Annotated in this window: 17 protein-coding genes; 10 read left to right on the top strand and 7 right to left on the bottom strand. The window is 68.3% G+C overall.

Going from position 1 to position 19,168, the window contains the following annotated elements:
• The 9 genes from KA712_07170 to KA712_07130 all read left to right on the top strand — a co-directional run bounded on the left by KA712_07170 (position 1) and on the right by KA712_07130 (position 9,801).
• Entirely contained in the window at positions 1 to 1,368 is a 1,368-nt protein-coding gene (locus tag KA712_07170) for a sigma 54-interacting transcriptional regulator (GenBank protein ID MCG5052725.1), read from the top strand.
• A gap of 95 nt (positions 1,369 to 1,463) precedes the next feature.
• A complete protein-coding gene (locus KA712_07165) occupies positions 1,464 to 1,991 on the top strand; it encodes a pyridoxamine 5'-phosphate oxidase family protein (protein ID MCG5052724.1) in 528 nt (175 codons plus the stop codon).
• A 132-nt stretch (positions 1,992 to 2,123) separates the two neighbouring features.
• On the top strand, positions 2,124 to 3,665 hold the full coding sequence (locus KA712_07160; protein MCG5052723.1) for a PfaD family polyunsaturated fatty acid/polyketide biosynthesis protein: 1,542 nt from the start codon (positions 2,124 to 2,126) through the stop codon (positions 3,663 to 3,665).
• A 102-nt stretch (positions 3,666 to 3,767) separates the two neighbouring features.
• Positions 3,768 to 5,420: a transporter gene (locus tag KA712_07155; GenBank protein MCG5052722.1), complete on the top strand. Its 1,653-nt coding sequence runs from the start codon at positions 3,768 to 3,770 to the stop codon at positions 5,418 to 5,420.
• Positions 5,421 to 5,494: 74 nt separating this feature from the next.
• Positions 5,495 to 6,514 (top strand): CAP domain-containing protein, encoded by a 1,020-nt coding sequence (locus KA712_07150; protein MCG5052721.1) that lies wholly within the window; start codon positions 5,495 to 5,497, stop codon positions 6,512 to 6,514.
• Complete coding sequence (locus KA712_07145; protein ID MCG5052720.1) at positions 6,511 to 7,257, top strand: carboxypeptidase-like regulatory domain-containing protein; 747 nt, start codon at positions 6,511 to 6,513, stop codon at positions 7,255 to 7,257. The genes KA712_07150 and KA712_07145 overlap by 4 nt, the downstream gene beginning before the upstream one ends.
• 9 nt (positions 7,258 to 7,266) lie before the next feature.
• Positions 7,267 to 8,388 (top strand): hypothetical protein, encoded by a 1,122-nt coding sequence (locus KA712_07140; protein ID MCG5052719.1) that lies wholly within the window; start codon positions 7,267 to 7,269, stop codon positions 8,386 to 8,388.
• A 40-nt stretch (positions 8,389 to 8,428) separates the two neighbouring features.
• Positions 8,429 to 9,067 (top strand): sigma-70 family RNA polymerase sigma factor, encoded by a 639-nt coding sequence (locus tag KA712_07135; protein MCG5052718.1) that lies wholly within the window; start codon positions 8,429 to 8,431, stop codon positions 9,065 to 9,067.
• Positions 9,064 to 9,801, top strand: coding sequence for a tetratricopeptide repeat protein (locus tag KA712_07130; GenBank protein MCG5052717.1), 738 nt, complete (start codon positions 9,064 to 9,066; stop codon positions 9,799 to 9,801). Before KA712_07135 ends, KA712_07130 begins: the two co-directional genes overlap by 4 nt.
• On the opposite strand, the gene KA712_07125 is transcribed toward KA712_07130, so the two are convergent.
• The 7 genes from KA712_07125 to KA712_07095 are packed head-to-tail and all read right to left on the bottom strand — an operon-like array spanning position 9,796 to position 17,865.
• Positions 9,796 to 10,245 carry a hypothetical protein gene (locus KA712_07125; protein ID MCG5052716.1) on the bottom strand — a complete coding sequence of 150 codons (450 nt, stop codon included), beginning with the start codon at positions 10,243 to 10,245 and terminating at the stop codon, positions 9,796 to 9,798. The two genes, KA712_07130 and KA712_07125, sit on opposite strands and share 6 nt — an antisense overlap.
• 15 nt (positions 10,246 to 10,260) lie before the next feature.
• Entirely contained in the window at positions 10,261 to 14,052 is a 3,792-nt protein-coding gene (locus tag KA712_07120) for a hypothetical protein (GenBank protein ID MCG5052715.1), read from the bottom strand.
• Positions 14,053 to 14,102: 50 nt separating this feature from the next.
• Positions 14,103 to 14,987 (bottom strand): hypothetical protein, encoded by an 885-nt coding sequence (locus KA712_07115; protein ID MCG5052714.1) that lies wholly within the window; start codon positions 14,985 to 14,987, stop codon positions 14,103 to 14,105.
• Positions 14,988 to 14,999: 12 nt separating this feature from the next.
• Positions 15,000 to 15,176: a hypothetical protein gene (locus KA712_07110; protein MCG5052713.1), complete on the bottom strand. Its 177-nt coding sequence runs from the start codon at positions 15,174 to 15,176 to the stop codon at positions 15,000 to 15,002.
• A gap of 33 nt (positions 15,177 to 15,209) precedes the next feature.
• Complete coding sequence (locus KA712_07105; GenBank protein MCG5052712.1) at positions 15,210 to 16,454, bottom strand: radical SAM protein; 1,245 nt, start codon at positions 16,452 to 16,454, stop codon at positions 15,210 to 15,212.
• Between the two features lie 47 nt (positions 16,455 to 16,501).
• Entirely contained in the window at positions 16,502 to 17,563 is a 1,062-nt protein-coding gene (locus KA712_07100; protein MCG5052711.1) for an IS4 family transposase, read from the bottom strand.
• Between the two features lie 17 nt (positions 17,564 to 17,580).
• Complete coding sequence (locus KA712_07095) at positions 17,581 to 17,865, bottom strand: PqqD family protein (GenBank protein MCG5052710.1); 285 nt, start codon at positions 17,863 to 17,865, stop codon at positions 17,581 to 17,583.
• Positions 17,866 to 18,037: 172 nt separating this feature from the next.
• Here KA712_07095 and KA712_07090 point away from each other — a divergent pair, with 172 nt between their 5' ends.
• A complete protein-coding gene (locus KA712_07090) occupies positions 18,038 to 19,105 on the top strand; it encodes an SMP-30/gluconolactonase/LRE family protein (protein ID MCG5052709.1) in 1,068 nt (355 codons plus the stop codon).
• The last annotated feature ends 63 nt before the right edge of the window (positions 19,106 to 19,168 follow it).

The following is a 19,168-nucleotide window of genomic DNA, read 5'->3' as shown; positions in this document are numbered from 1 at the left end:
ATGAACGAACCCGCGTCGCCCCGGCCTGCCCGCGCCCGCAGCTCCACGGTGGCGCGTGCCCTGGAAACCGTGGCCGGTGCCGCCTTGGTGCTCGACGGTGAGCTGAAGATTGTCGACGCCACCCCCGCGGCAGCTGGGCTTCTGGGCAGTGAGTTGCCCCCGGGGGCCTTCGTCGTGAAGCTGCTCTGCGGGCAAGCGGCAGAGCGGCCCGTGGCCGAAGCGCTGGCGGCAGGGCGTCCGGTCACGGCGATGGTGCCCCGGCCGGGCCCCGGGGGTCAGCTGCGCGAGATTCGCGTGCGCACGGTGCCCCTGTCTCCCCTGGGACGCGACGGCTGGCTCGTGCTGCTCGACGAGCTTCCAGGCGCGGTCGAGGGGCCCCACGGGGCCGTTTCATTCCACGGGCTTTGGTCCCGCTCTCCGCTGATGAAGCAGTTGTTTCATCGCATCGCGAAGGCCGCGCGCAGCGACGCCACGGTGCTCGTGCGCGGCGACACAGGGACGGGTAAAGAGTTGGTCGCGGGGGCGGTGCATGCGGCCTCTCGCCGCAGCAAAGGGCCGTTTCTCGCGCTCAACTGCGCCGCGCTGCCGCCCACCTTGCTCGAAAGCGAGCTCTTCGGCCACGTGAGAGGCGCCTTCACGGGGGCCGTGCGCGATATGCCTGGCCACGTCCGCGCGGCGCACGGAGGCACGCTGTTTCTCGATGAAGTGGCGGAGCTGCCGCTCGAGCTTCAGGCAAAACTCTTGCGGGTCCTCGAGACGCGCAGCGTGTTGCCCGTGGGCGGCACGAGCCCCGTCACCGTGGACACGCGCATCGTGGCGGCTACGCACCGGTCCTTGCGGCAAGAGGTCGAGGCGGGTCGATTTCGCGCGGATCTCATGTACAGGCTGCGTGTGATACCTCTCTTCCTTCCGCCGCTACGGGCGCGGCCCGAAGACATCGACCTCCTGGCCTTGCGTTTCGTCGAGGAACAAAACGCCAAAACGACTGACCGTCACGTGGAACGCATGAGCCCGGGGGCCCGCGCGGCCCTGCAGGCCCACGACTGGCCCGGCAACGTGCGCGAGCTGCGCAACGCCATCGAGTATGCGTTCGTGATGGGCGAAGGCCCCGTGTTGCTCGACGCCGAGCTTCCCCCCGAATTGCTGGGCGGCCGTGACGTCGATGCGGATGCCCTGCCCCTTCGCAACCTCCCAGAACCCGTGGCCTCCCACGCAGCGTCGACGAACGACGAAAGGGAAATCGAACGCATCGAGCGCGCGCTCGAGCGGGCCGCGGGGCATCGCGCCGCCGCTGCAAAAATGCTGGGGTGGAGCCGCGCCACCTTGTGGAGGCGCATGAAAGCGCTGGGGCTCGTGGACCACGACTGAGTGAACCTGAGTTACCGCCGCGTGACGGCGCCGCTCGTACCCTGGAGCCGCGCGCGCTTTCCGCGATGGCGCGCGCCTTGCTGTCGATCGCGCGCATGACGACGATACAGAGGGAAGATCAGGGAGCCTCCGCGCGGGAAGAGCTGCGTGAGGTGGTGAGTTCGTTCGACACGGCGATGTTGGTCACGGAACTCGATGGTTTTGGTCTGCGGGCCCGCCCCATGGCCCTGGCCGCGGGCGGCATGGCGGAGCACGAGGCCGGCAACGACGATCTGTACTTCGCCACCCGCATCGATTCAGGCAAGACGCGCGAGGTGCGAGATGACAGCCACGTGGTGGTCACTTTCCAGAGCAAAACGAAGTTCGCTTCCCTCTCGGGACTGGCACAGGTGGTGGGTGATCCCAAGCTGGTCGAGCGGCTGTGGTCGGACGCGTGGCAGACCTGGTTTCCGCAGGGCGCGGGCGACCCCACGTTGTGCATCATTCGGGTCAGCCCCACCGAAGGGGAATACTGGGACATGGGTGCCGCCCGTGGACTCCGTTATCTCTTCGACGCCGCGAAGGCCTATGCGACGGGCGAACCCGCCGGTGGCGACGTGAAGAACCAGCGCGTTCGGCTCTGAGCGCAGCGTTTCGGTGCGGTGGCGGTGGGCGAGTTTCGTCTGCCGCGCTATCGTGCGCCGGTGTTCGATCCCCTGAGCCCCGTTGCCGGCTTCGTGCCCGGCTCCGAACTCCCCTCTTTCTCGCCCGAAGCCCTGGCCGCGGCGTCGTTGCGCTTTCGGGAGCCGGCGTTCGTCGTGCGCGACGGGGCCGCGGGCCCCCTGGGGCTGGCGTTTGGGGGGGAGAGCCGTGCCGAGGCGGCAGGCGCCCGCTATCCCGTGCTGGGACGTTTGCCTGCGGTCTACCCGGAGTGGCTGGGTGAACGCGCCTTCTGCGAGGCGCATGGCGTGCGCTTCGCATACGTGGCGGGCGAGATGGCCAACGGCATCGCGACGCCCGCCCTGGTGATGGCCATGGCCCGAGCCGGCATGCTGGGATTCTTTGGGGCGGCGGGGCTGTCGCCCGCGCGGGTCGAGGCGGCGATCACGGAGCTTCAGGCCACATTGGGGGACGACCTGCCCTGGGGCACCAACCTCATCCACAGCCCCGCCGAGCCTGACGTGGAAAATGCCGTGGCGACACTTTACATCCAGCGCGGCGTCAAGCGCGTGTGCGCGTCCGCGTTCATGAGCCTCACCCCGGCGGTGGTGCGTCTTGCGGCCACGGGTCTGCGCCAGGACGCCAGTGGACGGGTACAGAGGCGTCATCACATCTTCGCGAAGATCTCTCGCCCCGAGGTGGCCGAGGCCTTCATGAGCCCTGCCCCCGAGGCGCTGCTCGAGCCGCTGGTGCGCGCGGGCCATCTCACACGCGACGAGGCGGCGCTGGCGCGCAGCGTGCCCGTGGCGACCGACATCACGGTCGAGTCCGACTCGGGCGGGCATACCGACAACCGGCCCCTGGGCTCGCTTTTCCCTGTCATCGCGTCGTTGCGCGACCGCCTCACACAAAAGCATGGCTTTGCCGAGCCCCTGCGGTTGGGTGCGGCGGGAGGCTTGGGCACGGCACAGGCCGTGGCGGCGGCGTTCGGCATGGGCGCGGCCTACGTGGTGACGGGCTCCGTGAACCAAGGCGCCCTCGAGGCGGGGCTGTCGCCCGAGGGCAAAGCGCTTCTGGCACAGGCGGGCTTGGCCGACGTCATCATGGCGCCCGCTGCCGATATGTTCGAGATGGGGGTGAAGGTGCAGGTGCTTCGTCGCGGCACCCTCTTCGGGCCGCGGGCCCTGCGTCTCTACGAGCTTTACCGGAGCCATGACAGCCTCGAAGCGCTGCCGCAGGAGGTTCGGCTCAAGCTGGAACGCGAGGTCTTGGGCTGCGGGGTCGAGGAGGTCTGGCAAGAGGTCCAGGCGTTCTTCCGGCAGCGCAACCCCGCCGAGCTCGACCGCGCGGCCAAGGACCCCAAGCATCGCATGGCCCTGGTGTTCCGCTGGTACTTGGGCCTCTCGAGCCGCTGGGCCATCACGGGCGAGCCTGGTCGCCGCGCCGATTACCAGATCTGGTGCGGACCGGCGATGGGCGCCTTCAACGCCTGGGTGGCAGGATCATTCCTGGAAGCGCCCGAGAACCGACAGGTGGCGCAGATCGCGCTGAACCTGATGGAAGGAGCCGCCGCGGTCACACGAGCGCAGCAGCTCCGCAGCGCGGGTCTCGTCGTGAGCCCCGCCGCCTTTTCCCCCCGCCCCCGGCCCCTCGGCTAGGCCGCAGGCCTCGGAAACCCGCCCGATACGAATTCGCGTGCGCAAAGCGCTCGAGAATTCGCCGCGCCGAAACGAGGCCCTCGCTATGCTCCCGGCACAAGCTTGAACGACGATCCCCAGATCCGGTCCCTGCTCGGCGAAGCGTTTCGCAGCAGCGAGCTGTTTTTGCTCTTCGGGGTGGTGCTGGCCGGCTTGGCGCTGGGGCGCGTTTCGGTGCGGGGTGTGAAGCTGGGGGTGGCGGGCGTGCTCTTTGCGGGACTCGGCTTCGGGGCTTGGCTTTCAGAGCCGGAACAGCCGCTCCGCCTGGCGCCGACCCTGCGCGACATCGGGCTCGTGCTCTTCGTCTACCTGGTGGGTCTTTCGAGCGGTCCCGGGTTCTTCCGCGCCTGGCGCCAGGGCGGCCAGCGGGCGAGCGCCCTCGTGCTGGGGGCCCTGCTGGCGGGCGCGGCTTTGGCCTTTTTCGGCGCCCGGGGACTGGGGATTGCGCCCGGGTACATGGTGGGCATCTTCACGGGCGCGCTCACCAACACGCCCGCCCTGGCGGCCGCCACGGAGACCCTGCAGGGCACACCCTTCGCAACCCAGCCCGCCGTGGGGTATTCGCTGACCTACCCGCTGGGTGTGCTGGGTCCGCTGCTCTTGTTTCGGCTCGCGGCCCGCCGGCAGGCGGACCGGCTGCGGGCCGAGGCGGCAGACCGGGGCGACGATGCGCCCACGGCGCTCGTCACGGCGAACTTCCGCATCACGAACCCCGCCGTCGTGGGGCGCTCCATCGGAGAGCTGCGGGTGCGCGACGAGATGGGGGTGATGATCTCGCGCCTCAGCCACGAAGGGCAGACGCGCGTGCCCACGCGCTTCAGCGTGCTGACGCTGGGCGATGTCATCACGGTGGTGGGCCCTGCAGCCGCGGTCGCAGCGGCCCAGATCCGCTTCGGTGAACTCAGCGCCCGCCGGCTCGAGGGCCTGCGCGATGACGTGGACATGCGCCGCATCCTGGTCTCGCGCCGCGAGCTCGCAGGACGGACGGTGCGCGAACTCGAGCTCGAGCGCCGCTTCAACGCCCAGATCACCCGGCTGCGGCGCGCCGACCTCGACATTCTGCCCTCGGCAGACATGCGCCTCGAGATCGGGGACCGCTTGCGGGTCGTCGCGCCGCGGAGCCAGCTCAAGGCGCTCGGTGCCTACTTCGGCGATTCGGAGAAGTCGCTCGCCGAGGTGGACTTCGTCTCGCTGGCGTTGGGCATCGTGCTGGGCTTGGTGCTCGGGCGCGTTCCGTTGCCCGCGCCTACGGGCGCGATCACGCTGGGCATCGCGGGAGGCCCGCTGGTGGTGGCGCTCGTGCTCGGGCGCCTCGGCCGCAGTGGCCCCTTCGTTTGGACCATGCCCTACGAGAGCGCCGTGGCCCTTCGTGACTTTGGTCTTCTGCTCTTCCTGGCCGGCGTGGGGGTGAGCGCGGGCACCTCACTGCGGCAGCTGCCCGGGCGCGAGGGGCTGGGCATGGTGGCCCTGGGGGCCCTGGTCACGCTGATCCCCACCCTGCTCGTGCTGAGGGTCCTGCCGCGCCTGGCCGGCGGCACGCTGACCGGGGCGCTCGGCACCTGCAGTGGCCTGCAGACCCAGCCCGCCACGTTGGCAGCGGCGTACGAATTGTCGGGGCGCTCCGACGCCACCTACGTGGCCTACGCCGTGGTCTATCCCGTGGCGATGATCGGCAAGATCCTCATCGCACAACTGCTGCTGCTTGGCATACCCTGACGAATGTCAGGCGACCGTGCGGCCCCTCACTTTCCTCGTGACCCGGCAGGCGCGAGCGCGGCCTCCGTCCTCCCATGACCCCTCGGCTCGAAGCTGTTCACCGGCGCTGTGGCAGGCCCAGCGCCTTCTTTTCCAGCCTACGTGCCCGCCCGCTGCGTGCTTTCGCGCGCGGCGTTCTGCCCCTGTTTCTCGCAGCCGCCGTGCCCGCGCTTGGCTGCTCCGATGGGGATGACGGCGGTGAGGCCTCGAGCGACGAGCCAGGCGGGATGGGCGGGATGGGCGGGATGGGCGGGAGCGGACAAGGGGGCAACGCGCCCCCCGCGCCCGGGAGCGGAGGACGAGGCGGCTCGGGGAGCCAGGGAGGCCAGGCAGGCAGCGTCGACAACCCGGGGCCTTCGACCGGAGGCCAGGGCAGCGGGGGCACAGGCGGAAGTCCCAACCCCGGCGGCACCGCGGGCATGGGAGGATCCAGTAAGGGGGGCGCTCCGGGAGGCCCCCCCGGCGCCGGCGGCGCCACGGGCAAGGGCGGAAGCGGGGGCCCCGGCGCGGGAGGCCGCGGGGGAAGCGCTTCAGGCGGAAGCGGGGGCACCTCGATGCCCCCACCCATGGGCGGCACGGGAGGAAGCCCTCCCGCGCAGACCGCCGCCTGTTCAGTCACCAAGCCCAATGCCACCGGGAACGAGCCAGGCGGCGTGATTCCGGTGTGTTGCACGCCCAACGCCACGGACAAAACGATGATCGACGAGGCGTTTGCTCTGCTCAACGCCCACCGCATGGCGAACGGCCGCTCGGCCCTGGCCTACGACACGAAACTCGAGCAAGCGATCCAAGGGCACTGCCAGCACATGGCGCAACACTCGTTCTTCGATCACGGCGCCCCCGAAAGCTCGGTGTCGAAGTTCACGGATCGGGCGCAGGCCTGCGGCGCATCGGCGTTCGGAGAGAACATCGCCTACAACCAGCGCACGGCCGCCCAGGTGACGACCGGCTGGAAGAATAGCTCCGGCCACAACATGAACATGCTGAACACGAGCTACAAGCGCGTGGGCATCGGTCTTTCCCAGTGGCGCTGGGGCCAGATCTTCGGCCGATGAAGAACGTCAAGCGCCGCGTGGCCGGCGCGACGCTCGCCACGGCGGCTCTGGTGCTCCTTGCGTGGCGGCTCCTTCCCGCGCCTCCCCCGAAGGTGGCGCCCGCCGTCGAAACGTCGGGCGCGCACGAGGAAGCCCCCACGCCCGTGACCCAGCCCCCCTCGCCCCCCACACGGGGCGCCGATGGGGCGCCTCTGCGCTCCCTCAGGGGCCGCGTAGTGTCGGACGAGGGCTTGCCCGTGGCGGGTGCCCTCGTGGGCAGCACGGCACCGGCCGCGGAGACGGCACGCACGGATGCCGCCGGGCAGTTCCGCATGCACGGCGTGCCATCGGGCTGGATTCAGGTGTACGCCGTGGCCCCAGGCCACGCGGATCGCCATGTCCTGCTCGAGCCCGGCCAAAGCGACGTGGAGCTGGTCTTGCCTCGAGAGGCCAGCATCCTGGCAAGCTTGCGCGGTCCGGCGCCCTCGGAGCTTCTGGCCTCGATCTGCCGCCCGCTAGACCCCATGCAGGACACCCCGTTCTGCCTGGCCCGCGTGGTGGTCCAGGCCGGCCAGCAAACGTTTTCTCTCGCGCGCTTGCCTTCGGGCGCGCACGAGCTGTGGATCGAAGCGGGGGACCAGATTCTGCTCAAGGTGCCGGTCGAGACCCGCGCGGGTGAGCAGCTCGAACTGCGAGGGCTGGAGATGAACGCCGCAGGTGGGACACGCGAGCAGGTCGCGGACCAGGAGGCGACGCGCTTATAATGACGGCTCGTGCTGCGGAAGACCTCAACCTGGCGTGGACGGGCCCAAGCCCTCGTCGCCGCCACCCTGTCTTGGGGGCTCGGGGTCGCCAACACGGAGGGAACGGCGGCCGCCGAGAGCCCGCCCAAGCTGCGGGTGCTGTTTCTGTGCACCGCAGCTGCGCCTTGTGAGGGCTTCAGGGCACGGCTCAAGGGACAAACCAGCGACCTGCGGCTGAGGCTCGTGGAGGACGAGCTCACCGAGACGACGCCTGCCCGCTCACGTGACGACGCGGTGGCGGCTGCCGAAGGTTTGGCCATCCAGCACGAAGCCCAGGTGGTGGTGTGGTGGCGGGAGGGCGCGCTCCTGGCGCTGCTCCGGGAGCCCGCGCCTGGGCGCCTCCTGGAACGAGAGGTGGTGAAGAGCGCCAAGGCCACGGCTCCTCCCGGCACCGCCGAGCTGGAGGCGGGCTCGCTCATTGCGCGCAGCGCAATCGTGGCGGCTCTGCGGGGCACACCCATCGGCGAACCCCTTCCACCGCCCCCGCCGCCGGCCCCTGCGCCTCCGCCGGAGCCTCCGCCCGCCCCCCCGCCCCCGCTTCCGCCCCCTGCCGCCCCGCCGTGGCAGGTGAGTGCCAGCCTGGGCTGGCAGGGCCTATGGGATGGCCTGCCCACGGAGCCCAGCCATGGCCTGGAGCTGCGCCTCGGCGGCCGCCGGGGGCGCCTGGTGGTCGGCGGGTCGTGGATCGAACGGAAAGAGGTCTCGATCCGTCTGCCCGAGGCGCGGGGCGCCATAGGCAGCCGGCAGCTGGGAGCCTTCGGTGGCTACGAGCCCTTCGTGCGGGGCCCCCTTGCGCTGTCCCTGGAAGCGCGCCTGGGTTGGCTTTTGAGCCGGGTCGAGGCCCTATCGGGCCCACGCCAGGGAGAATCGCCCAGTTACTCCCATCTTTTCGCCGGTTTGGGCACGCGGGTGCGCTACCAGGTCGCGTCGCGCTGGCTCTACGGCTGGGCTGCCGGGAGCGTTGACTTCGTCCAAGACGCATTCTTCGTCGGCTTGCGTTCGGGCACGACCTTTCGGGCGATCTGGGAGCTGTCTCGGGTTCAGCCGTCCGTGGCGATCGGGGTCGAGATGGTTTTTCCCGAGGGGCGTTGACCCGGTTTGCCGTCCGACGGTCTCTTCATGACGAAACCGGATGCTGCCCCTCACTCACGCCCTGCAACTTGTGCCCGCCCTGTGGGGGCGGGATAGGCAGCGGAACGTCGTGAGCACCACCCTCGAATCCCTCCTGCCGCGGGCCGTGGCCGGGGAGGCGGCCGCCCTCGAGGCGTTGCTGACCAAACTCGTGCCCCGGGTGCGCAACCTGGTGCGGTATTTGGTATGGCGAGACTCCGATGTCGACGACCTCACACAGGAAGCTTTGCTGGTGGTCCTCGACGGCCTTGCCAGTTACCGGGGCGAAGGCAGCTTCGAGGGCTGGGTCGACCGTGTCGCCGTGCGCGCCGTGTTCCGCAACCTGAAACGCCTCCGGAAAGAGCCTTCCCGCGTGCAAGGCACAGAGCCTTTCGACGGGGCCGAGCTCGTCGCAAGCAATCCCCACCCGGACGAGTACTTGAGCCGCCGCCAGGCCGTGGCCGCGCTCGACCGCCTCTCACCCGAGCAGCGCCACGTTTTGGTTTTGCACCACGTGCTCGACCTCACCGTTCCCGAGATGGCGGCCCAGCTCAAGATCCCCGCCGAAACGGTGCGCAGCCGCTTGCGCCTCGCCCGCCAAAACCTGCGCGCGCACAACCTTGCCCCGGGCGAGGCGTCGCGCACCGAGGAGACCCCGTGACTCATCTTTTCGAGCCAACGGATACCCCCGCGCCCCGTCTGCTTCCCGAGCTGGACGATGGTGCAGGCCCGGCGCCGCGGATCTCGGCGCAAGCAACGAAGGCCCTGGTCGCAAGCACGCTACGGGCTCATGAAGCCCGCAGGAAGGCTTCGGGATTCAGGCTGTGGCAGATGGCCGCAGGGCTGGTGCTGTTCCTTGGGGTCTCGGGGGTCTCGGCCGCCTTGCTGCTTCGCCCTTCCGCCGCGCCTCCCGCCTCGCCCCCGCGCTTCGTGAGCTCGCACGTCACCGTACCCGAGCAACCGCCCCCGCCCGAGTCGCCCGCTTCGGGCCCAGAAGAGCCGGTACGCGAGCGACGCGCTTCCACGACGGCCGATCTGCTGGCCCGCGCCAACCACTTGCGCAGCCAGGGGCACTGGAAGCTGGCGGCCCGGACCTACGGCAAGGCCATCGCTGCCGGACCGCGCGCGCCCGAGGCGTACGCGGCCTTGGTGGCGTCGGGAGCGCTCTACCTCGACAAGTTGGGCGATGCCCGCCGCGCCACCGCGCTCTTCCGCCAGGCGCTTGCGCGTCAGCCGCGGGGCCCCTTGACCGAGGAGGCGCGCTGGGGGCTTGCGCAGGCGTACCGGAAGCTCAGGAACAAAGGGGCGGAGGCCACCGCGTTGCGGATGTTCCTGGCAAACCATCCGCAGAGCGTCTTCGCGCCTCAGGCCGAAGCCCGGCTGCGCGATCTATGAAGCCAGGGCATTCGGTGCCACGCGAGCGACCGCAAGCCGCAGGCGCGCCCAGGCATGCAAGAGCACGAGAGCCCGTGGAAGCCACAGGGGGCGCTCGACACACTGGAGCCTGCCGAGCAAGCTGCTTTCGGGCAAAGGCCCATCGACACAAGGCAGAGCGTCGCCCTTCGTAACGAAACCCGGTACCTCACCCTCCGTCGTGCGGGCCACCAAGCGGTGGAGCAGGAGCCGCCCTTCCGTCATGAAGAGGTAGACCTCGCCGGTCCGCAGGAGCCGGGGCGAGCAAGGCTCGACCCACACGACGCTGCCGTTGGGAATGGCAGAACCCATGGACCATCCGTACGCGCGAAAGCGCACCGCGATGCCGCGGCCGAGCAGGTCCGACACGACCTCGACGAACGGGGAGACCTGGGAACGCGGTTTCGTCGATGACGGGTTCGGCATGCGCTGAGGGCCTCCTCACGAGGGCCGCCGGCGCGCACGCCAGAGCCACGACACCACGAGTAGCCACAGGGGCGAGCCAGGACCGCCTCCGGCCGAGGAGCAGCCCCCGAACGGCGGATCGGCCGCGGGCGGGGGCGATGCCGGGAGGTCCGTTGCCGGCGGAGGCGATGCCGGGACCGGAGGCAGCTCGGTCAGAGGTGGCAGGTGCGGGGGTTCGGGGGACGGAGCGGGCGCCTCAGCCCCCGCAGGAACCCAGGGCAAGAGCAAACTGGGATCCCCGAGCAGCGTGAAGCTGAGGGAGGTATCCGAGACGGGTAGCTCCGCGCGCGCAGCGCGAATCGCATCCCCCAGGCGACGGGCCTGGCTGCGGTTCACCTGGCGCGCCAGCGCCTCGCTCAGGCGTTGCTGAACGACGGGGTCCGTCATCCCGGTAGACGCCCACACGGCCACCGCGGGACCATGAGGCGCGGTCAGCAGTGACTCTGCGAGGCTCCGCGAAAACAGATCGTGGAAGAAGCCGTTCAGGCAGGTCAGCAGCGCAAAGACTGAGGGAGGTCCCGTTTCGCGGACGAGGGTCGCTGCTTCCTTCGATGAAAATAGGTTTTGCCGGCCCCAGGTCTCGACCGAGCCGTGCCCGAAGTAGGTGATGAGACGAGCGGGCCGGGAAAGAGCCTCGAGCAAAGAGCCCCGCGCCAGTACCGGATCGCCGGCGAAAGAGATGTGCTCATTCGCCGTGCCCATCGCCGTCTTGAAACCTTCACCGAGCGCGCCGAGGTCGATCTGCTCGTCGTCGCCCGTGAGCATGAGCGTTTCGTCGGTCCAAGCGTTGGTGTCCGTGGCCTCGAAACGTCGCAGCGTCTCCAGCACCACGGCGAGCTGCTCGACGTCCTGGACCGGCAGCCGGCCGAGCGCCACGTTGGGCCGCCCGTCGCCGTCGAAGTCGGCGTAATAATCGTCGTAGGCAGTCTCGAGCCCGCGCGCGTTGCGCGTGGGGACGGGAATCAGGTCGGGCAGGCCCTTCCCCAGGTGATCGAGTGGATCGAAGTGGCCATCACCCACCAGCAACACGAAGCCCCACTCTCGTGCGAGGAACGTGGCCTCGAGGGCGGCCCGGATCGCTTCGGGATCCTTGTGCCCACTCGCGTAGGCGTCGTAGATCGCCTGCGGCGTGGTCAAAGCGACGCGCAAGCCCTGCGCTTCCCGCAAGGCCACGTACGGGCCCAGCGTCTCGTGAAACGCGGCGGGCGCGATGATGAGCAGCTCCGTTTGCGTATCCGCGCGGTAGGGCGCCGGAACGCCGAGCGCGGGCTCGTGAGGCACCGGCCCCTCCCACAGCACGACCTCGTGCACCCCCTGCCCCGGCAGGACGACGCTCCCCGATGCGGGCGCGCGCAGTTCGGTGACCTCGTCGTTCGTGAGCAGCCACAGCCGTGCGGCTTTGCCCCCTGCCGCGAGCGCCACCGCAGACCCTGAAGGGACCTCGAGCACGGTTCCGCCAGGCGTGGGCCGCGCGGCGCGGGCGTACGTGACCCTCACCGACGAGATCGCCACCATGTCAGCCGGCCCCCCGCGGGTGCGAAGAGACAGCGTGGCCTGCGCAGGCAACGAGAGCTCGGCCACGGCCACGCTCCGCCCCTCGAAGAGCGTGGTGCCTACCACCTCGTCGTCGGCGCGCAGCTCGACATCGTGTGGGACCAAGGAGACCCCTTGAAGCTCGATGCGGATGTGGCTTGGGCGCTCGGCAACGCGATCCGGAAGGGTGAGCGGCACGACCACGCCGTTCGTGCCGATCAAGGGACCCACGAAGTTGTCGCGGGGGCCGTTGTTGAGGGCCGCGAGATAAAGCGACTTCGGCGCGTGCGCCCACACACTCGAGCCCTCTTCCACGGGTTGTGCGCCCTCGGGTGCGGGCGCAAGGCGCGTTTTGACCCGGGCCCCGCCCACGCGCCAGGTCAGCGCAAAAACCGTCTGCGCGCTCCACAGCGTGGGCCTGTGTTCTCCCCAGAACAAAAGCGCGTCACGCGACGAAAGCAGCCCATCACCGTCGTCCTCCAAGAGCAGGGGCACGGGCGCCCCCCGGTAGGCCAGCGCGAACGCCTCGAGCGGGGTTCCAACAGGCAGCCCCTGCGCCAGCAACGCCGCCCCCGAGAGGCGATGGACGCCCGTGTCTTCGATCGATACGGCAAGCGCGTGGGGCGGTCCGGCCTGCGCGAGCACCGTGGGTGCCCCGCCCACCGGGGCCCGCCGACGCCGGGGCGGAAAAGCAGACCACACCCCGCGGAGCTGACTCAGCGTGGGCGTGGGCGCCCGGCCTGGCTCCGCCCGCACCGACGCGGGGGCGTCCGACACGGGCACGGGACCGTGCCACGAGGAGCGACCGCGCGCGTCCACGGCCTCGATGGCGTACGGGGCTCGCAGGGAGACCGGCCCGTCGTCCACGAACTCATAGTCGGTGGCGGCGTATCCCACCGTCCGCGAGGACCGGAGCGAATGGCTGGCGATGAGGTCCTTGCCCAACCTCACCCATCCGCGGGTCCGTTTTTTCCACACCGCAAAACCGAGGTTGTCGGTCTCGTGGGCGACCTGCCACGCGACGCGGGTGCCTGCCCCCTCGCGGTAGGCGCGGGCCCACGCAAAACCCACGGCGAACTGAGGCGCGTCTTCCTCCGCACCCACGGCGTGAAAGGTCGAGGGGCTGCTTTGGTTGTTGTACGACGTCTTGAGGTAATCGCCGCTCTTGCCCACGTTTCCCAGCCGAACCTCGTCGAGCAAGCCGCCCCAATAACGGGCGTTCGGCACGGCGTCGTTGTTTCCGATGACCACGGGCTGCGTGTTGGAGCTGAGCGTGCCTGACTTGTCCCCCGTCACCTCGCGTTCGCCGTTCAGGAATAGGCTGAGATCGGTCCCGTCCCAGGACATGGCCACGTGGTACCAGGTGTTCTGTGACATCGTGGTGACGCCCGTGAAGGTCGCTGCACTGGCGCCGCCGGTGGCCAACCTCCCCCGCAGGCGACCCGTGTCCGTCACGCCGAGCGAGAAGATGTAGTTGCTGTCGGGAAAGACACTGGAGGCCTTCGAGATCACGCGGTCATCACCGCTGCCGACCCGGTACACCCAGGCCTCGACGCTCAACGCGGAAAGCCCGCTCATGTAGTCGCCCGTGTCGATGTAGTCGTTGACGTCATCGAAATCGAGACACTGCTGCACTTGGCAGGCCACGAGATCTCCAGAGGTCATGCTTCCCACGCTCGTGCCATGGCGGCCATTCGACGTGCTGTCCAAGATCTGCGGGGCTGTTCCGGAAGGATCTTGGCTCATGTGCCAAACAGCCTCATAGGCGCTTCCCCACACGGCTTGCGGCCGTTGCGTGCTGCTCGTGATCTCGCTGTTGCCGTAGTAGAGGTAAACCACCGTGTCGGTGCCCGCCAAGTTGGTGTTCACCGAGGGCACCCTCACCCAGGCCACCAGGCGGCCGGTCGCGGGCTCGTAGCTCTCGAGCTCGTGATCCAGGGTGCACACGGCGTCGCCTCCACAGGTCGTCGTATCCAGGGCACGAAAGACGATGTCGTGGCCCTCTGCACTCACCACGTGGCCGCCGTTCGCCTGGGTCCGCAGCTCCGGCAGCTGCACCGACACCAACATGGGGAAGTTGGCGAGCGTGGTGTTTTCGGTGCCACTTTCCCCCACGCGCGTGCGGTCGAGCGTCAGGCTCATCCGGTAGCCGAAATCGGCGCGGACTTCGATGGGCGCGCTCACGCTGCAGAGCACGACGACCCAGGCGCTCAAAAGACACCGGAAGGCAGGCATGTGTCGCCCTCCCTGGGCATCGGCGCTTTCGCCGATCGGCTTGACTTTTGCTAAGGCGCGGAGCTTGACCGATCGTGCTGGCGCAGCAGCCACGTCACGACCGATGGGTCAGGCACGAAGTCGAGTTGGTTCATGGGCGTCCGCGCGACGACCGCCGCCAGGGTCTCGAGCAGCGTGGTGGTCACGGAACGGCTGTGGTAGCTGAGAAAGGTTGCGACAAGCAACCGAGAGAGCGCCTCGGACGCAGGCACGGGCGTTCCCCGGTTCTGCGCTGCCTTGCCGAGAAAGTACACGCGCGCGAGCCGTGTGGGGCCCGGGAACACATGCCGCCCCTCACCGTGCCAGGGCGTGCCATGAATCCAGAATGATCCGTCCTTAGATCGGGTGAGGACGGTGCGTTCGTCGCTCAGCACCTGGAGCTGGCCCGAGCGCGCGCACAGCCCACTCAGCGTGGTTTTGCCCCCGCCCGAGGGCGCCACGAAAAGCACGCCCTCCCCCGTCGCCGTGGTTGCCGCGGCCGCATGGAGGGACACGGCGCCCGCATCGGCGAGGCTCGTTTGCCACAAGAGCTCGAGCATGGGGTAGTCGAGCCCCGCGAGAGGGCGGGTGGCGGGAAAGGCCTCGGGGTGCACACGCAGCGCCGCTTGCGCCTGCTCGCGATCGAGCGACAGGGCGGCAAAGGGGGCCCCTGGCACGCGGGGGCTGTAGAACACCCACTCCCGGCGGCTGCCGGCTTCACGCACCTCCCAGAGCCCTCCGCTCGCGAACGCCGGGGGGCCCAGGGGCACGGGGGGGATCGCCCGGGCAATGTCGACCGTCAGGTCGGGGGCGGCGTGCGACGCAAACGGGGCGAAGGCCGCAGGCCAGGTGATGGGGTCCGCGCTTGCGAACGCCAGGGTGTGCCCGCCGATCGTGTACACCCCCGCAAAGGCCATGGCACGCGCCCGTCAGGAGCCGATCGAGCTGCACATGGTGATCATGCAGTCTTCGGAGGCGGGGCCTCCGAGCCCGAAGCTCTTGCAGGCGCCGAGCACGGCCTCCTCGGGCCGCAGCGGCACCTTGGAGAGCTGCGGTTTGCTGTAGGGCCGCTTGCCCGCGGGTGGGGAGTCATTTTCGTTCGGCATGTGTCACTCGTCGTTCGGGTTGTCTACCAAAGCTCAACCGCAGCCACAGCCCGAGCCGCAAGCGCCGGCGCCCTCTGCAACCAGGGGCAAGCTTCGCGGACGTGGGCTGGGCTCGCGAGGGGCCGCCAGTTTCTGGCCCCGCGCCTCGAGCGCCTGGCGGGCGTCGGGCGCGCAGTGCGCGCAGGCGCCGTGCGCGGGGACCTCGAGGCCGAGCGTGGCGGCCCGCAGGTGCGCCACCTCGCACAGAAACTCGACCGGCTCCTCGGGATCGCCCCCCGAATGCATCTCGGCGTTGGCGGGGCACATGCCGCACATGGATTTCAGAGCGCAGTGGTTGCATTTCGTGGGGCGCGTGATCGGACGCGCGCGCACCTGCCGCAAAAAGCCGTTCCAGGCCTCGGACAGGCTCCCGCTCCGCCAATCGTAAAACTCGCGCGCCGACAACACGCACATCGAGATGCGCCCGTAGGGATCGAGCGCAAAGGACGTGATCCCCGCACCGCAATGGTACTGAAGGTCGGCTTGGGCGCTCGGAACACCATGGCTGAGGTGAAGCGCCCGCCACGCGTCCACGCGCCGTGTGTCCTGGAGGTCCAGGGCGACGATCTCGTCGGCGGTGAGCCGCACCCGCAAGGGGCTCGAGGAGCAGTCCGTGCGGGGGTTCACGAGCGCGTCGAACTTGAACGCGACACCCAGGCGATCGGCCACCTCGCGCATGCGCGGCAGGTCTTCCAGGTTGTGGGTGGTGGGAACGGTCTTGAGCTTGAGAGGCAAGCCCGCGGCCTTGAGGGCCTCGAGGGCGCGCAGACAGCGGTCGAACCCGTCGCGCAGGCCCGTCATGCGCTCGTAGGTGGCGTTGCTGGCACCGTAGAGGGTGACCTCGATCGAGAAAGGACGCCGCGCGGACAAGCGCTGCACCACGGACTCGTTCACCAAAACGCCGTTCGTGAACAGCGTCACGAGCATGCCGCGGTCGTGGGCGTATTCGTAGATCGGGAAGAAGTCTTTTCGCGCGAAGATCTCGCCTCCCGTGTAGAGCATCCACAGACTGCCGGCCGCCACGAGCTCGTCGACGAAGCGATGGTGTTCGGCTACGGAAAGCTCTTGCCGCGAGGCCGGATCGTTCTGGGGAAGGTTGTTGTAGCAGTGGCGGCACGCCAGCGGGCAGCGGTGGGTCAGCTCGACGGCGGCGCTGAGCGGACGGCGCGCAGAAAGAGCCGCGTTGCGGACCGCGCCCGTGAAGGCCGTGTAGCTGATCTCGTTGACGGGAAAGGTCATGGGCTTGGCTCCGGATCGGGGATCGCACTAACCACAATGCTGTTCACTTAAGCACCACCCCTTTGGATGGTGCGACCGAAGGGACGTTTGCACTCCCTCGGATAGTGCCTGTCTTGTTGTGGGGCGTACGCGAACATTCGAAGGGCGGCGATGTCATCGTCCATCTGTTCATGGATGGATTTTCCTGAAAGCATCGCAGAGAGCAGATCACCGGCCGCTCGTAGGCAGTCTGCGCGAACGACGCGTCGGCCATCAAGGGTACGCTCCGCTTCTGCTTGAAGGAACGATGCCAGGGCTATCCAGATCATCGCGGAAATGAGTTCCTGTTCACATCCTTGGACGCTCTTGCTGTGGAAGTCCTCGGTCTGCATGAAGCTCTTCATTTCCTTGAAGAGAGATTCGATTCCCCATCGAGAGGCGTAGAGCTTGATGATGTCTTTGCGATCGAATCCGTCCTTTCCGCTCAAGGTGGACACGATGACCATCCTTTCGTTCTTCGTGCCTTTCCTCGGGCGGCCTGGCTTTGCGTCGCGCTCGACGACGCGCACCTGAAGCTCAATGTTCCCTCTCGCCCCCGGAAGCGTCAGTGTCACTTTCGCGGTCTTCTTGTTTGAAGACAAGAATGGCTTGAGCTCTTTCCACGCCGTCGCCTTCGATGCGCTCATTCTCGCAATGATGTCAACGCCATGTTCAATCAAGGCTGAGAACAGGTGGCGACTCGGAAACCCTCTGTCCATGACGGCCACGTCGCCTGCCTTGAACGGCAATCGGTGAACCAGCTTCTGCATGGACGTCCTCTCGCCGATGCCTTTTCCGGTCAGGGACCAATCCAACGGAAGACGGCGAAACACATCCGCAGCCATCACCACCAACCCTTGTGGATTGTGCACCGACGTCCCATTCGGCCGCTTCGGCCGCGCCATCTTCCTCGCTGTATCCGCGCTGCGCGGCAACACAACCCGCGTTCCATCGAACGCGATGAATCGACGTTTCCCCCACGGGGTTTTCGGAGTCGGCATGATGGACTCGCACCGCTCGACCAGCTGGTGCAGCAACCCACGGCATGTCTCGATCGAGACCTTCTTTCTTGCTTCACTGATGGACGACAACGTCGGTACCTTCGGCACTAACCAGGGCTGTCTTCGACCAGTCCCTCAGTTTTCCACTGCGCGAGCAGGCTCTCCACATCCGCGCGGGCCTCGGCTTCGGTGACGTCGTAAGTGGCTAGCAGGCGCGCCACGAGATCATCGAGCGAGGCCGCCTGCGGTAACCACTGCCACAAGTCGGCGGCCGTCTCGTTGAGCACGTAGATCGCTTCGAGGTCGGCCACGTGCCGTCGCAAGGGCACCACGATGGTCTCGCCACCTACCTGCCGCGAAACCAAGTCCGGGTGCTGTCGAACCCATGCCACACGCGCAAGATTAGGTCCGCGCTCCGTGACTGGCAACATATTGCGCCGCGAGAGCCTGAGGGACCGTTGTAAGGCGGGGTGGGCGAACGTGGTGATGCTGACCCCACGCGCACCTGGCGTCCGCTTCATTTTGGCGCCAGCCAGCGTGCACGCCGATGTACCATGCCTCGCCATGTCCGATTGCTCGGGATCTTCCTCATGTCCGCGGCGGACGGTGCTTGCAGCCTTCGCCTGGCCTCTCGCACATTCGTCAGCCGCCCACGCCCGCACCTTCGGCCCCGATGCGCCGCCGGTGCGCTACCCCGAACCTGACGTGGTGGTGCTGGATCCACGCTTCGCGAAGTACAAGTTGGGCAACGCCCCCATCGAGAGGGTGAGCCACGGCATGTTGTTCGCCGAAGGTACGGCCTGGAACGCCGTTGGTCAGTACCTGATATGGAGCGACATCCCGAACAACCGGCAACATCGCTGGCTCGCCGAAGACGGGCACACCTCGGTGTTTCGTCGCGACGCGGGCTACAGCAACGGCAACACCTTCGACTTTCAGGGCCGGCAGCTCAGCTGCGAACACGGCTCGCGCAGCGTCGTGCGCTACGAACACGATGGCAGCAAGAGCGTGTTGGCCTCGAGCTTTCAGGGCAAGCGCTTGAACGCGCCCAACGACCTCGTCGTGCACCCGAACGGAGACGTTTGGTTCACGGATCCGGGCTATGGCAGCCTGATGAACTACGAGGGTTACAAAGGGGCGCTCGAGCTCAAAGAAGCGGTGTACCGCATCGATGCGCAGGATGGCACCCTCCACAAAGTCACCGACGAGATCGTGAAGCCCAACGGTCTGTGCTTCTCCCCCGATTACCAGAAGCTCTACGTCGCGGACTCGGGCGCCACTCACGTGCCTTCCACTCCCAAGCACATCAAGGTGTGGGACATCATGGACACCAAGAAGCTGGCCAAGGGGCGCGCCTTCGCCTCGATGATGTACAAGGGCAAAGGCGCCTTCGCCGATGGCATTCGCGCCGACGTGGACGGCAACATTTACGCCAGCACGGGCTGGGTGGGCGATGGCTACGACGGGGTTCACGTGTTCGCGCCCAACGGAGAACGCATAGGCCTCATTCGCTTACCCGAGACGGCGGGCAACTTGTGCTTCGGAGGGCCTCGCCGCAACCGCCTGTTCATTGCCGCCAGCGCCTCGATCTACGCTGTGTACCTGGAAACCCAGGGTGCGCACATCACGTGAGCCGAAACGCAGCGCCCACGAAAAACGCTGCGCCGAACGCCAAGTCCCCCCTGCCGTTGAGCC

Source organism: Myxococcales bacterium, from assembly GCA_022184915.1.
Lineage (GTDB): Bacteria > Myxococcota_A > Polyangia > Fen-1088 > Fen-1088 > JAGTJU01.
Note: the sequence above shows the minus strand (reverse complement) of the source record. Positions and strands in the feature narration are given on the sequence as shown.